General features: G+C 71.1%; 14 protein-coding genes. 11 read left to right on the forward strand and 3 right to left on the reverse strand.

Going from position 1 to position 13,461, the window contains the following annotated elements; translation table 11 throughout:
• Positions 1–3: 3 nt before the first annotated feature.
• Entirely contained in the window at positions 4–567 is a 564-nt protein-coding gene (locus QSK31_RS22935) for a WD40 repeat domain-containing protein (RefSeq protein ID WP_285686340.1), read from the forward strand.
• Positions 568–594: 27 nt separating this feature from the next.
• Here the strand turns inward: QSK31_RS22935 and QSK31_RS22940 are convergent, their stop codons facing one another.
• Positions 595–1,899 carry an AAA family ATPase gene (locus QSK31_RS22940; RefSeq protein WP_502873000.1) on the reverse strand — a complete coding sequence of 435 codons (1,305 nt, stop codon included), beginning with the start codon at positions 1,897–1,899 and terminating at the stop codon, positions 595–597.
• 293 nt (positions 1,900–2,192) lie between these two features.
• Between QSK31_RS22940 and QSK31_RS22945 the strand changes: the two genes are divergently transcribed.
• The 8 genes from QSK31_RS22945 (at position 2,193) to QSK31_RS22980 (ending at position 8,523) form a co-directional block, all read left to right on the forward strand.
• Positions 2,193–3,053, forward strand: coding sequence for a bifunctional DNA primase/polymerase (locus QSK31_RS22945; RefSeq protein ID WP_285686341.1), 861 nt, complete (start codon positions 2,193–2,195; stop codon positions 3,051–3,053).
• A gap of 52 nt (positions 3,054–3,105) precedes the next feature.
• Positions 3,106–3,783 carry an SRPBCC family protein gene (locus QSK31_RS22950; protein WP_285686342.1) on the forward strand — a complete coding sequence of 226 codons (678 nt, stop codon included), beginning with the start codon at positions 3,106–3,108 and terminating at the stop codon, positions 3,781–3,783.
• A gap of 55 nt (positions 3,784–3,838) precedes the next feature.
• Positions 3,839–4,780 carry an ADP-ribosylglycohydrolase family protein gene (locus QSK31_RS22955; RefSeq protein WP_285686343.1) on the forward strand — a complete coding sequence of 314 codons (942 nt, stop codon included), beginning with the start codon at positions 3,839–3,841 and terminating at the stop codon, positions 4,778–4,780.
• A 104-nt stretch (positions 4,781–4,884) separates the two neighbouring features.
• The gene (locus QSK31_RS22960) at positions 4,885–5,250 is read left to right on the forward strand and encodes a YbaB/EbfC family nucleoid-associated protein (protein ID WP_285686344.1); all 366 of its coding nucleotides are present in this window, start codon (positions 4,885–4,887) and stop codon (positions 5,248–5,250) included.
• Entirely contained in the window at positions 5,243–5,575 is a 333-nt protein-coding gene (locus QSK31_RS22965) for a type VII secretion target (protein ID WP_285686345.1), read from the forward strand. The genes QSK31_RS22960 and QSK31_RS22965 overlap by 8 nt, the downstream gene beginning before the upstream one ends.
• Positions 5,572–6,831 (forward strand): WXG100-like domain-containing protein, encoded by a 1,260-nt coding sequence (locus QSK31_RS22970; RefSeq protein WP_285686346.1) that lies wholly within the window; start codon positions 5,572–5,574, stop codon positions 6,829–6,831. The genes QSK31_RS22965 and QSK31_RS22970 overlap by 4 nt, the downstream gene beginning before the upstream one ends.
• Before the next feature lie 43 nt (positions 6,832–6,874).
• Positions 6,875–7,318, forward strand: coding sequence for a hypothetical protein (locus QSK31_RS22975; protein WP_285686347.1), 444 nt, complete (start codon positions 6,875–6,877; stop codon positions 7,316–7,318).
• A gap of 536 nt (positions 7,319–7,854) precedes the next feature.
• Positions 7,855–8,523, forward strand: a complete 669-nt coding sequence (locus QSK31_RS22980) for a hypothetical protein (RefSeq protein ID WP_285686348.1) — start codon at positions 7,855–7,857, stop codon at positions 8,521–8,523.
• Between the two features lie 203 nt (positions 8,524–8,726).
• On the opposite strand, the gene QSK31_RS22985 is transcribed toward QSK31_RS22980, so the two are convergent.
• Entirely contained in the window at positions 8,727–9,467 is a 741-nt protein-coding gene (locus tag QSK31_RS22985) for a TetR/AcrR family transcriptional regulator (RefSeq protein ID WP_285686349.1), read from the reverse strand.
• A 68-nt stretch (positions 9,468–9,535) separates the two neighbouring features.
• Between QSK31_RS22985 and QSK31_RS22990 the strand changes: the two genes are divergently transcribed.
• Both QSK31_RS22990 and QSK31_RS22995 read left to right on the forward strand, forming a co-directional pair.
• Entirely contained in the window at positions 9,536–10,423 is an 888-nt protein-coding gene (locus QSK31_RS22990) for an ATP-binding cassette domain-containing protein (RefSeq protein ID WP_352244476.1), read from the forward strand.
• Positions 10,424–10,441: 18 nt separating this feature from the next.
• The gene (locus tag QSK31_RS22995) at positions 10,442–11,200 is read left to right on the forward strand and encodes an ABC transporter permease (RefSeq protein ID WP_285686351.1); all 759 of its coding nucleotides are present in this window, start codon (positions 10,442–10,444) and stop codon (positions 11,198–11,200) included.
• A 69-nt stretch (positions 11,201–11,269) separates the two neighbouring features.
• Here QSK31_RS22995 and QSK31_RS23000 read toward each other — a convergent pair whose 3' ends face one another.
• The gene (locus QSK31_RS23000; RefSeq protein WP_285686352.1) at positions 11,270–13,453 is read right to left on the reverse strand and encodes a glycoside hydrolase family 9 protein; all 2,184 of its coding nucleotides are present in this window, start codon (positions 13,451–13,453) and stop codon (positions 11,270–11,272) included.
• Positions 13,454–13,461 lie beyond the last annotated feature (8 nt).

A 13,461-nucleotide genomic window follows, 5' to 3' on the forward strand; every position in this document is an offset into this window, starting at 1 on the left:
GGTGTGTTCGCCGTCACTCTGGACGAGTACCGCTGCGTGAGCCTGGCGTTCAGCCCCGACGCGACCCTGCTCGCCATCGGCGGCTCGAACGGCCTGGTCGGCCTCTGGCGCGTGGACACCGGCCGGCCGCTGCGCCATTTCGTGCACGATCTGCTCGGCAGCCCTGTCCGCGCGGTCGCCTTCGCCCCCGACGGCAGCCTGCTGGCGGCAGCCGGCGGCGAACACCTCAAGGTCCGTGACCTGCGCACCGGCCGGCTGATCCTCAAGCGCCAGCACCCCGCCGACCTGACCGCGGTCGCGATCGACGGGACCAGCACCCGCATCGCGACGGCCTGCGCCGACGGAACCGTGCGCATCTGGACGCGCCGGGGTGTATTGACCAGCCAGGAGCCGAACGCCTGCACGGCCGAGACCAGCCGCCTGAGCTTCGACGGCGACCGGCCGGTGCCCGCGGCGGAGACCGGAGACTCGATCTCGTCCGCCGACGGCCGGTGGATGGCGACCATCACCGACACCGGCGCCGGGGTGCGGGTGCGTTCGGCGGTGCCCAAGCCACGCGCTTCCTGATCAGGCTGTCGGCCACGCGGCTCATGATCAGGACCGGGCCACGGTGCCGAGGTGGGCGAGGATCGCCTGGTTGGCCTCCCAGCCGTCCGGGAACTTGACCGGGACGTTGAGGTGGACCGGTTCCGTCGAGGGATGCGCGTCGAGCAGGTCGGCGATGCCGGCGCGGGCCACGACCACGCACGCGTTGCGGTGCCGGGAGGTCAGCACGCACAGCCGGCCGGACTCCAGGTGGAACGCGGTCGCGTCCTGCCGGCCGGACAGCGGATGCAGGACGACCGTCAGGTCGTACTCCCGGCCCTGCAGCCGGTTTGCCGTGTCGACCGTGACGCCGGTGGCCTCGGGCGGCAGGCACGCCCGGATCGCGGCGGCCTGGTCGCGGTGCGCCGCGCCGATGGCCACCCGGCCCGGCGTCAGGGGTGCGGCCTCGGTGTGCCCGCCGCGCGCCAGCGCCCGGGCCGCGAGCTGGGCGCAGGCCGCGGCCGCCTCGGCGTCGGTGCGCACGGTGAACCGTGCCGGTAGCTCGTGCAGCCCCCACCCGGTCGCGGCGGCCGTGTCGAGCACCTCATCCAGCGGCGACCCGGCCGGCCTGCTGAAGGACAGCGTGCGGTCGCCCGGCCCGGTGCCGGACCGGAAGCCGGTGAACGGGTAGAAGGCCTCGGCCACGACCGGCGCGGCGGACGCGGGCAGCCGCCAGGACACCGGGAGCCGATGCACCGGAAGGTCGGGGTTGTGCCGCAGCAGCACCGCGACCGCGCTCTGCATCGGATCCCACGACAGGCCGGTCCACCGGTCGACCTCGACCGTGGAGAACGGGTCGAGCTGACCGGGGTCGCCGACGAACAACGCCCGGGCGAACCGCGCCGCGACGCGGAGCAGGGCGTCGGACCGCATCTGGTACGCCTCGTCGACGATCGCCCACGGCCACAGCCCCTCGGTGACCGTGGCCCACTTGGCGGCCGTGCCGATGGTGATCAGCGGGCTGCCCAGGTCGCCCACCTTGGCGCCCACCCGGCACCGCGGATGGTTGCGCACCCGCTCGGCCGGCACGTAGTCGACCGCCGACAACCGGCCGACGGGCAGCTCGGGCGACCGCACGCCGAGCCGGTCGATGAGGTCGTCGACCTGCTCGTTCGTCTGCGCCACGATCATCAGGGGCTCACCCGCGGCGGCCAGCTCACCGGCCGCGCGAACGACCAGAGTGGACTTGCCGGCGCCGGGCGGCGAGTCGACGACCACGCCGCGGTGGTCGCCCTCGGCGAGGTCGGCGAGGACCGCGCCGATGACCTGGTCGGCCTCGGCGGATGGGCTCAGGGGCAGCGTTGCGATGGGCACGGACAGGACGGTAACTCGGACCTCCGACAGTTTCCCGCAACGCTGTGGAAAACCTCTGCGGCTACTTTTAGTAGACGTCCCCGGTGCGGAACGTGAGGTACCGGCCCATTCTGCGACCGCGCCGCGGCGAGCCGGCGGCGCTGCATCACCTCGATCCGCCGGCCGCGGCGAGCATCCTGCCGATCTTCGAGATGGAGTCCGGCCTGGACCTGGCGCCGCTGATCCGTCGGTTCCCACGTGCCGCATTCGCTGACTCCGGACTGACGGCTTGTTCCTGTCGTACATTTGTTCTAATGTCCCTCACCGCGGCGCTCGCACACGCCCGGCACGGCATCCCCGTCGTGCCGGTGCACGCCCCTGCCGCGGACGGAGGGTGTTCATGTGGCAGACCCGGTTGCGACCGGCCCGGAAAGCATCCGCTGCTGCGCCACGGGCTGCGCGACGCGAGCACCGACCCGCGGCGGATCGAGATGTGGTGGGACAGGTGGCCGACGGCCAACCTGGGCCTGGTCACCGGCGTCGTGATGGATGTCGCCGACGTCGACTCGGTGACCGGGTGGCACGCGCTGCGCCACCTCTTCGGAGGCGCGATCCCCGCGGGGCCCGAGGTCCGCACCGGCGGCGGCGGGTGGCATTTCTGGTTCAGACCTCTGGGGTACGGCAACCGGGTGCGCCTGCTGCCCGGTCTCGACTGGCGAGGAGCCGGCGGCTACGTGATCGCCCCGCCGTCACGGCACGCGAGTGGTTCCGCCTACTCCTGGGTGCGCCGGCCGGGTGGCGTGCTGCCCGACGCCTCGGACACGTTGCGCGAGCTGGTGCGCGGTCCGGCGTACGAGCCGCCGGGCGGAGCGATCGGCCACCCGGAGCGCTATGCCGAGGCGGCCCTGACGGCATCCGTCGAACGCGTGGCGAACGCCCCGGCCGGCACCCGCAACGACACGTTGAACCGGGCGGCCTTCCGGCTCGGCCGCCTGGTGGGCGGGGGCCTGCTGCGGTCGGCCGACGTGCGGCGCGAACTGGAGACCGCGGCCTGGCGCTGCGGGCTGGGCCGGGCCGAGACGCGGGCCACGATCCACTCCGGGCTGACCGCCGGCATGCGCTCACCGGCCATCCCAGCCCCGCCACCGCCCATAACCGGACTGAAGGCTCTCTGATGGGGTCGAGAGGGCGTGGCGTGACGATCCGTGAACGGCCAGGATGGAACGCGTGACTCACGAGCGCAGACTGAAGGCGTACGAGGTCGAGATGCCGGTCCGGGCCGGTCGCGATCGGGTGTGGGAGGCGGTCAGCAAGCCGCCGGTGCTGCACCGATGGTTCGGCTGGGACTACGTGGGACTCGACGCCGAGATCCAGCAGATCTTCGTGAAAGCGGTGACGCGGGTCGCCCGGGAGAAACGGATGGGCTGGGCCGACGGCTCCTATCTGGAGATCATCGGCGACGCCGGGCAGAGCGTGGTGCGCGTGGTGCGGGAAGGGCCGCCGGCGAGCGGTCCCGACCACTTCGACGCGATCGAGGAGGGGTGGAAGGCCTTCCTGGTGCAGTTGCGCTTCCTGCTCGAGCACAACCCCCAGGGCGTACGCCGGACGATCTACCTGACCGGCGAATGCACCGGCGGGGAGGCACTCGGGCTGGCCGACACCGGATGGCAGCGGGTCGGCAGCCGCGTGGCCTGGACCGTCGACCCGGACGGGCATCTCGTGGTGACGGCGGGCAACCGGCCGCTGGACGCGTCGCCGCCGAACGCCATGCAGATCATCGTGTCGACCTACGGGCTGTCCGACGCCGAGTTCGAGACCTGCCGGGACGGGTGGGCCAAACGGTGGGCGGCCACCGCCGAGGGCGCGATAGTGACGGTGGCCGGTTCACCCGATCCGGCCGGGTGACGGGCCCGATTCCAGCCGAGGGGACGGGGCCGAGGGGACGGGATAGCCTCGCGCGGTGGATGAGCGAAGCGATCGGATCGCCGGCGTGCTGGTCGGCGGGGCCTGCGGGGATGCCCTCGGTGTGCCGTACGAGTTCGGCAGCCGGGCGCTCGCCGGGGAGCCACGGATGCTCGGCGGCGGGCTGGGCGACTACGCGCCGGGGGAGTACAGCGACGACACCCAGATGGCGGTCTGCGTCGCGGAGGTGGCGGCGACCGGCGCCGACCTGCGGGACTCGGAGGCGCTCGATCTGATCGCGGCCAAGTTCCTGCGCTGGCGTGCCGAGGGCGCCACCGACATCGGCGTGCAGACGGCGCGGGTGCTCGACTCGGTGATCGGCCGGAACACGGTCGGCCTGGGCGCGGCGATGGCCGCGGCCGCCCAGCAATTGCATGCGGAGACGGGACGGTCGGCGGGCAACGGGTCGCTCATGCGTACCGGGCCGGTCGCTGTCGCGTACCTCGACGACCCGGCGGGGCTGGCGGAGGCGGCACGGGCCGTCAGCGAGCTCACCCATCGCGATCCGCTCGCCGGCGAGGCGTGCGTGATCTGGTGCGAAGGGCTGCGGCGGGCGGTGCTGGACGGGACCTTCGACGGGGTGCGGGCCGGCGTCGAACTGCTTACGGCCGAGCGTCGGCAGCAGTGGGCCGGGTGGCTCGACGAGGCCGAGCGGTTCCCGCCTGATCACTTTCCGAACAACGGGTTCGTGGTCACCGCGTTGCAGGCGGCGTGGTCGGCGATCACCCGCACGCCCGAGGACGATCACTTCCGGAAGGCGACCTCCGCTGCCGTGTACGCCGGCAACGACACGGACACCGTCGCGGCGATCGCAGGGGCGCTGCTCGGCGCGCGGTGGGGAGTGTCGGGCATTCCGGAGGAATGGCTGCAGGTGGTGCACGGGTGGAACGGCTATCGGGCGGCCGAGCTGATGCGCCTGGCGCTGCGCGTCGCCGGCTGATGCTCGCTGGTAGCACGGTCAGGATCGGATGCCGCGGTTGTCCACAACCGATGTCTGTCCACAGGCGGACGACCGCCGGGGTGCCACGCCGATAGCGTGGGCGCATGTTCGACGGAGACGACCTGGACGCCGCGGAGCAGCGGGTGGACGAGTGGCAGGCCGGCCTGGAGCGGCGGGCGGCCGAGGCGCGGGAGCTCGCGTCCCGGCTGGCCGGGCTGACGGCGTCGGCGCGGAGCGAGGACAAGCTTGTCACGGTCACCGTGGACGCGACCGGCCTGACCGGCCTGGAACTGGCCGAGGGCATCCGGCGGCGCCCGGCCACGGAGACCGCGGCGGCGATCCTCGCCACCATGCGGGAGGCGCGGGTGAAACTGACCGCCGCCGCCACCGTGGTCACCGAGGAGACGGTCGGCGCCGACTCCGAGACGGGCAAGGCCGTGATCGCCTCGTACGCGGCTCGCCATGGCTGAGCAACTCGGGGTGCGGCCCGCTGACCTCGTGACGCACGCCGGCGCGGTCGAGAACATCGCCGGGCGGGTGGACACGGCGGCGCGGGCCGGTGCGGCCACACGAGCCGGCAACGAGGCGTACGGGAAACTCTGCACGATGGTGCCGGTCCTGCTGAACGTTCTGCAGGACACCCTGGTCGACGGCATCGGATCGGCGGCGGAATCGTTGCGGGACACCGGTTCCCGGCTGCGCGCGACAGCCACCGACTACGAGACGACGGATGCCGGGAACGCCTCGGCGGTGCGGTCCTCGTCCGCCCCCAAGGCAGGCGCGCCGGGCTCATGAGCGAGCCGAGCCCGTGGGCCGGTGTCTGGATCGCCGAGGACATCGAGCTCATCGCGCAGGGTGCGCGCGACGGAAACTGGGTGGACGGCGCCATCGGCGTGGTCAGCACCGGCCTGGACGGACTCGCGCTGATCTCCGACCCGGTCGGCGCCCTCCTGCAGTACGGCATCGCGTGGCTGATCGAGCACGTCAAGCCGCTGTCCGAGGCACTCGACTGGCTGGCCGGCGACCCGGCGGCGATCGCCGCGCACGCGCAGGCCTGGCGCGGGGCGGCGGCGACACTGGCCGCCGAGGCGGAGGCGCTCGGCCGGGCGGTACGCGGCGACGTCGCCGGATGGACGGGCGCGGCGGGTGACGCGTACCGGAGCTGGGCCTCCGGCCGGGAGCAGGCGCTGCGAGCGCTGGGCCAGGCGTCGGAGACGATGGCGCTGCTCACCGAGGGCGCCGGTGCGCTGATCGGCACGGTCCGCCTGATGGTCCGGGACGCGGTCGCCACGGTGGTGTCGCGGCTCATCGTCTACGCGGGCGAGGTGCTCGCCAGCGCCGGGCTCGCGACGCCGCTGGTGGCCGAGCAGGTGGCGACGTTGTGTGCGGCCTGGGGCGCGCGGATCGCGGGCTGGCTGCGGGGCCTGCTCGCCAGCCTGCGCAAACTCCTCGGCGACGGCGAACGCCTCCGCCGCCTCATCGACTTCCTCAAGCGCCTCCTCGGCGCCGACCCCATGCACAACGACGCCGGCCCGGGCGGTGGCGCCGGCCGGGACGCACCGTCCGGACCGCGGCCCGGCGACCCCGACTTCGACGGCGGTCTACACAGGGCCCCACTCGGCGACGACTTCGGTCCCGGCGTGCACGATCCGGAGCGACGCTTCAAGCCGAAGGAAACAGCAGTCGCCGAGCGTCTCGCCGCCGAGGGCGAAATGGTTCACCCTCGTCTCCGCAGCTTGACCGAGGGCGAGAAGAGTCCGGATGCGATGGTGCGGACGGGCCCGGGCGACATGGGCACGGTGACCGAGTTCAAGACACTGGAGAGTTCGTCGAGCGGTGCTGTCTCGCAGCGGATCACCGACGCCGGTAAGCAGGTGGCGTATGTCGGCGGAGGCGACATGGTGATCGACGGCCGCGGCGTCGGTCTGACCGAGGAGACGGCAAGGACAGGCTACGAACGCGCACGTGGCAAGCAGGTCGCGCACGGCTCCGCGCTGCCCGACCGCATCCGTGTCATTCTGGGCGACGGCAGCATGATCGAGCTTCCGTGACGAGGGGGTGTGGCACGTGTCTTCGTGGGACAACATCCTCGTGATGACGGACCGATCGCCGGAGATCACCGCCGATGTGCTTGCGCCGCTCGCCGGCCTGGAGATCCAGCGCGGGAGCCGTGGCCAGCTCATCCTCGGACGCCCGGCCCGGCTGGGGCCTGGTCGCGTCGGCGGTGAGCTCGTCCTCAACGACATGTGGGAGCCCGACTGGCGCACCAACGGCGAACGAACGATGTTCGATGCGTTCCCCACGGCGTTCGAGGTGCACTACACCGGCGGTGACGAAGACATCCGGCTGGCGGAGGCGCGGGTGCTGTTCGGCGAGTTGTCGGCCGCGCCGTTGGTGTTGGCGCTGATCCGCTCGGTCGACTTCCTCATCGCGATCAGCCACCCGCGGACCGGGGTGGTGGCCATGCCGGAGGGCACGAGTCCCTTCGAGGACCAGCGGGACCTATGGCTGCCCTATCTGTTGGGCGCGCCGGGCTGACAATGATTCCTTTGGGATTGTCAGAGTATTTGCCTGACCGATATTGATTGGTCCCGCCGACGATCTTGGCGAGTGTGATTGTCGCTCAAAAATGCACAGTGTCAGCAATATGACAGCTTGCCGGGAGGGTTCGGCTTCGTCGGCCGGTGGGATCCGCGTCTTGATCATTGTCCACAGTGGGTGGTCGATCTTCATGGGGTTTTTGGTGATCGCGGCATTCTTCCTGCACAGGGTTGTGGTGAGGCTTTGTTTGCATGATGGACACCGCAGTGAAATAAGAGTGCGGTTGGATGGATCCACTGGGGCGAATAGCGAAGCCGGCATGCAACTTGCACGTGCGGTGCGCCGTGCAAGTTGCATGTTTCGCAGCCCTGGGGCCTGCTGATCCAGAGTCGAAACAGCGGATTGAGCGATCGACTGGATTTCATTCATGAGCGTTTTTGAGATACCGCAGGTTCCCTCTTCCAGTCGATCACCGGAGGTGGAACTCTTCTAGCCAGCAGTAGCGCCAGCGACACGGACGGTGGTGGTACGGAATGCGTCCAGACGTTCTGGTCGGTCCGAGCGAGTGGGTGGTCGAGCAGTTCGGTGACAAGGTCGCCGCCGAACTCTGGACCCGGGTTCCCGAGGCGTTGAGCACCGCGATCGACCGTGAAGTGAACGCGCACCCGCACACCACCCAGACCACCGAACGCGTGCTCGTCAACCCGCGTTGGCCTCTCCCGTACGAAGAGCTCGTCCTCTTCCTCGGGACGTTGCCGGGCGCCGAGATCATCAGCGTCCCGAAATCGGTCTACCAGCTCGTGGTGATCAACGGGCACGTCGTGGTGCCGTGGTGCTACGGCCAGTCGGCCCGGGAGTCCATGCGTGACGCCGAGGTCGGCCGCTCGTTCGGGCGGCTCGCCCGCGAGCTGCTTCGTCGCTTCGGGCCGCCGTGGCGCCGGCCGCCGGCCGAGGCGCCGCTGCCACTCGACGCGGTCGACGAGCGTGAGGTGGCGAAGATCTGCGCGGCGATCGCCCAGCTCGACCCCAAGCCGGAGGTGGTCATCGCCGGGTTCGCCGGGGCGCCGAACCTGGGTCTGCTCCGCGCCTGCCTCGGCGAGGTCAAGTCCACCGACAACGGCATCCTCAACTGGAGCCACCTCGACGACCTGCCGCTGCCTCCGCCGGTGATCCCCCGGCCGCGCCGCATGCAGTTCCCCTGACGGCCACCCGCAGAGAGACAGTGCGCCGACGCCGCGAAGGTGCGACGCCGCGAAGGGTGACGGCAAGAGGACGTAAAACCGGAAGCCGTGACGCCTCGATCCGCTCGAGGATGACCGGGTCGCCGGCGGCGAGGTCAAATTGCGGCGTGGCCATAGGTCGGGTTTGCGGCGTGGTCAGTCGGGTCTGCGGCGGTGGCCATAGGTCAGGCTTGCGGCGTGGTCATGCTGTCCACCAGCCGGGCCACGCCGTCGAGGATGGTTCGCAGGCCGAATCCGAGGTCCATCTCCTCGTCGTACTGGGTGGGCGCGTCGAGCACCCCGCTCGCCAGCAGCCTGCCCAGCGCGGGATGCGTCTCGGGCGTGGTCACCGCTCGGAGGATCTGCCCGTACCGCTGGGCGGTGTTGGCCGCCGGGTCGAGACTGTCGAGGTCGTTGCTCAGTTGAGCCTCGCCCCGGGCGTACCCGTGAAGCAGTTGAATGATCTGCAGTTTGATGCCGTCGTGGAGGTCGAGCTCGGCGAGGTTGGCCAGGCCGGCCTCCATCCACATGAGCTGCGCGGGACCGGCCGGTGGGCCGCTGATCGGCACCTGGAGGAGCCAGCGGTGCCGGCGGTAAAGGCCGAAGATGCCTGACGCCCACGACTCCAGGCCGTCGCGCCATGAACCCGGCACGGGGGCGGGCGGTGGTTCGGCGTTCGCCGAGTTGGCCATGAGCAGGAGCAGTTCGTCCTTGTTACGGACGTAGCGGTACAGCGACATGGTCGTGTGGCCCAGCCGCTCGGCGACCTTGGCCATCGACACCCCGGCCAGGCCCTCGGCGTCGGCGATCGCGACGCCGGCCTCGATCACGGCGGCCAGGCTCATCGCCGGTCGTGGGCCACGGCGCTGGCCGTCGCGCGGTTCGTACAGCACGACCAGGTTCGGAGGAAGCCAGCTGAGGTCCATTGACCCCATCTTAAAACTGCGTATAGCCTAAACATATGCGTACGACATACACAGTTACGTTGACGGGGGTGCGGAAGTCCTTCGGCGACGTCGAGGTGCTCCGTGGCATCGACCTGGAGGTCCGGCCGGGGGAGGTGTTCGCGCTGCTCGGGCCCAATGGCGCGGGTAAGACGACAGCGGTTCGCATCCTGGCCACGCTGCTGCGGCCCGACGCCGGTGTCGCGCGGGTGTGCGGCTTCGACGTCACCGCCGATCCGCGCGAGGTCCAGCGGTCGATCAGCCTGACGGGGCAGTCCGCCGCGGTCGACGAGTTGCTGACCGGCGAGGAAAACCTCGTTCTGCTCGGCCGGCTGAGACGTCTCGGCCGGCGGGGCGCGCGGCAGAGGGCGGCCGAGCTGCTGGAGCAGTTCGACCTCGCCGGGGCCGGCCGGCGGCGTGTCCGCACCTATTCCGGGGGCATGCGCCGCCGCCTCGACCTCGCGGTCAGCCTGGTGGTGGCGCCGCGCGTGTTGTTCCTCGACGAGCCGACCACCGGGCTCGATCCGCGGAGCCGGCAGACCACCTGGGCCGCGGTCCGCGAGCTCTCCGCCGCGGGGGTGACCGTCTTCCTCACCACGCAATATCTCGAGGAGGCCGATCAGCTGGCCGACCGCATCGCTTTCCTCGACCACGGCGACATCATCGCGATGGGCCGGCCGGCCGACCTGAAGGCGCAGCTGGCAGGGGAGCGGGTGGAGCTGCGGATCGACGCTCCCGAGGCGGCCGGGCGGGCGCTCGAGCTGGCCGGCGCCGGTGCGGTCGCCGCTCGTGGCGGGCTCATGGTGCCGACCGGCGGGACGGCACGTGAGGTTCGTGAGCTGCTCAACCGCCTGGACGCGGCCGGCGTCGACGTCGGCCAGGTCGCGGTCCACCGCCCCACCCTCGACGACGTCTTCCTCTCGATGACGAAGGGCTGAACCACGATGGGAGTGACGATGCTTGCCGCGATCGACGACGCCTCGATCATGATCGGGCGGAGCCTCCGCCACGCGTCCCGGGCGCTGGACACGCTGCTGCTCGGGGTCCTTCTGCCGGTGATGTTGCTCTTCCTTTTCGTGTACGTGTTCGGCGGCGCGATCTCGCCGGACGGTGCGTACGTGACCTATGTGGTGCCCGGCATCGTGTTGCTGTGCGCGGGCTACGGCGCGGCCGGGACGGCGGTGCCCATCGCGAACGACATGACGACCGGCGCCGTCGACCGGTTTCGGTCGTTGCCGATCCTGCGGTCGGCGGTGCTGATCGGGCATGTGATGGCGAGCGTGGTGCGCAACCTGTTCTCCACGCTGCTCGTGCTCGCGGTGGCGTTCGTGATCGGCTTCCGGCCGGTGGCGGGGCCGCTCGACTGGCTGCTCGCGCTGGCCGTGCTGACGCTCTTCATCCTGGCGATGTCCTGGGTGGCGGTGTGCTTCGGATTGATCGCGAGCACACCGGAGAGCGCTTCGGCGTTCGGCTTCGTGATCCTGTTCCTGCCCTATCTGAGCAGCGCGTTCGTGCCGGTCGAGACGATGCCTGCGGTGCTGCGCGGCTTCGCGGAACATCAGCCGCTGACGCCGGTGATCGAGACGCTGCGCGGGCTGATGATCGGCACGCCGGTCGCGGCCGAGGCGGCGACCGCGGTGGCCTGGTTCGGCGGCATTCTCGTGGTGGCGTTCCTGACCGCGGGGGTTCTCTTCACCCGCCGCGGCGAGCGGTGATCATGACAGGATGGCCCTCGATCGGCCGGGCCCGCCCGTGAGGGGCGGGCCCGGCTCCGAAGAAACGTGTCAGCCGGCGTTCTGGTCGGCGACGAAGGACGCCACCCAGGCCAGGGAGGAGTTCCAGTTGATGGTGAGTTCGTTGGTGGACCAGGACTGGATGTCGTCGATGTAGCAGAACTGGCCGACGCAGCCGGCGAGCTTGCTCTGGGCGTACGGGTCCTGCAGCGACGAGTTCGGGCCGCCGGCCAGGGTGCCGGCCGGCGGGTTGGGCAGGGTCGGGTCGAGCTGGTGTGCGTACCACCGGCTGTGCTGGTTGTGGGCGGCCGCCTCGCCGTATCCGGTGACGTAGGAGTAGTTCAGGGCGTTGCGGCCGAGGATGTAGTCCATGCCTTCGACGACGGCGTCGCGGTAGGCGGGGCGGCGCGTCAGGTCGTAGGCGGTGCCGATGACGCTCAGGTTGTTGAGCACCAGGCTGTTCGAGCCCCAGTCCCAGCTGTTGTTCGCGGGGGCGTAGGGGATCGCGTACGGGTTGGCGCGCTGCACGGCCACGTACTTGTCGGCCCCCTGCACCACCGAGCGGACCACCCGGGCGCGGCCGGGCAGTTTGCTCGGCACCGTGGCCAGGTCGAGCCGGGCCGCGGCGGCGGTGTTGCCCCAGTCGAACGCGCCGGGCCCGAAGACGTCGGCGGTGTGGAACGGCGAGGCCAGGACCCGGTCGGCGTACTCCGGTGAGCCGGTGGTGAGGTACAGCTCGACGGCCGCCCAGTAGAACTCGTCGCCGACCTGCGCGTCGGAGTAGGCGCCTCCGCCGGTGCCGTCGTCCGGCGAGGCGAGCCGGTCCGGGTTGGCGACCGCGGCGGCGAACGCGGTGCGTGCCGCGGCCAGCGAACGGTCGGCGAACGCGCGGTCGTACCGGCGGTAGAGCCGGGCGGCCTGCGCTGCCGTGGCGGCGAGGTTGAGGGTGGCCGCGGTCGACACCGGGTGCAGTTCGCGCGGCTGCGGGTCGAGGTGCGGCAGCAGCGGAAGGCCGGTCCACGCCCGGTCGTGGATCTTGTGGTGGACCATGCCCGCGAGCGGCTGCCCGGCCGGCACCTGCATCTCGAGCAGGAAGTCGAGCTCCCAGCGCACCTCGTCCAGGATGTCGGGGGTCCGGTCGCCGCTCTCCGGGATCGCGAGTCCGACGTTGCCGTGGCGGCGTTCGTACAGGTTCATCAGCTGCCACGCCGAGATGCCGCCGTTGACGACGTACTTGCCGTGGTCGCCCGCGTCGTACCAGCCGCCGGTCACGTCGAGGCGGTAGTCGCACACGCCGGCCTGGCAGGGGACGTTCCCGTCGCCCTGGTTCGGTGCCACGTCGACGTGGCCGGCCGGCCGGGCGTACCCCGGTCGCAGCTCGTCGCTGATCGCGATGCCGGACCGCTGCGTGTAGTAGAACTTCAGCGAATCGGCGCGTAGCCGTTCGTACGCGGAAGGGTCGATGTCGAAGGGCCGGCTGGTCTCGCCGGCGGCGGTCAGCTCGAAGCCGGTGCCCCGCCCGCGGAACCGGCTGAAGTCGATGGAGTGCACGTCCTGGCCGCTGGTCACGTCCTTGCCGCGCGGCTTGGTGAGGCCGTGGTCCACGATGGCCTTGCGGCGATTGCGCAGCTCCCAGCGGACCGGCGTCGGCGACGAGGAGACCAGCGTCGCGTTCTTCGGGCCGTCCGGCAGGTAGGCGACCTGGTTGACGCGGACGGCGGGTCCGGTGTCCGGCTCGTACGGGATGGGGGTGGCTCCCTTGACGAAGGCCACGTCGTCGAGGCAGAACCGCCACGGCGTGGGGCTGCCGCCGAGCTGGAACTGGACCGAGGACGGCCCGGTCACGGTCGAGGTGAAGGTGTACACGTGGTCGTCGCCGGCCGCGCTGAGCAGCGGCGACTCCTCGAAGTAGGTGGCGTAGGGCGGATCGGGCTGGGACACCACCGCGCGGACGATGGAGGTGCCGGTGGCGAAGAACTCGAAGCGGTACGTCTCACCGGCGACGAGCGGGATGTCGTTCTGACCGACGACGATGTCCCAGCGGTTGGTGGTGCCGCCGGGAATGTCCACGCAGGCGCGGCCGTCGACGAGGGTGATCGGCGCCTGCGCGCTCGACCACCACGGGGCCACCTCGGTGTCGAAGCCGCCGTTGATGATGAGGTCGGTCTCGTCGGCGTACGCCACACCGGGCGTGACGGCGACGAGGGCCGCGGCAAGGAAGGCGAGGATCTTCACGGGGTCAC

Source organism: Actinoplanes sp. NBRC 103695, from assembly GCF_030269485.1.
Lineage (GTDB): Bacteria > Actinomycetota > Actinomycetes > Mycobacteriales > Micromonosporaceae > Actinoplanes.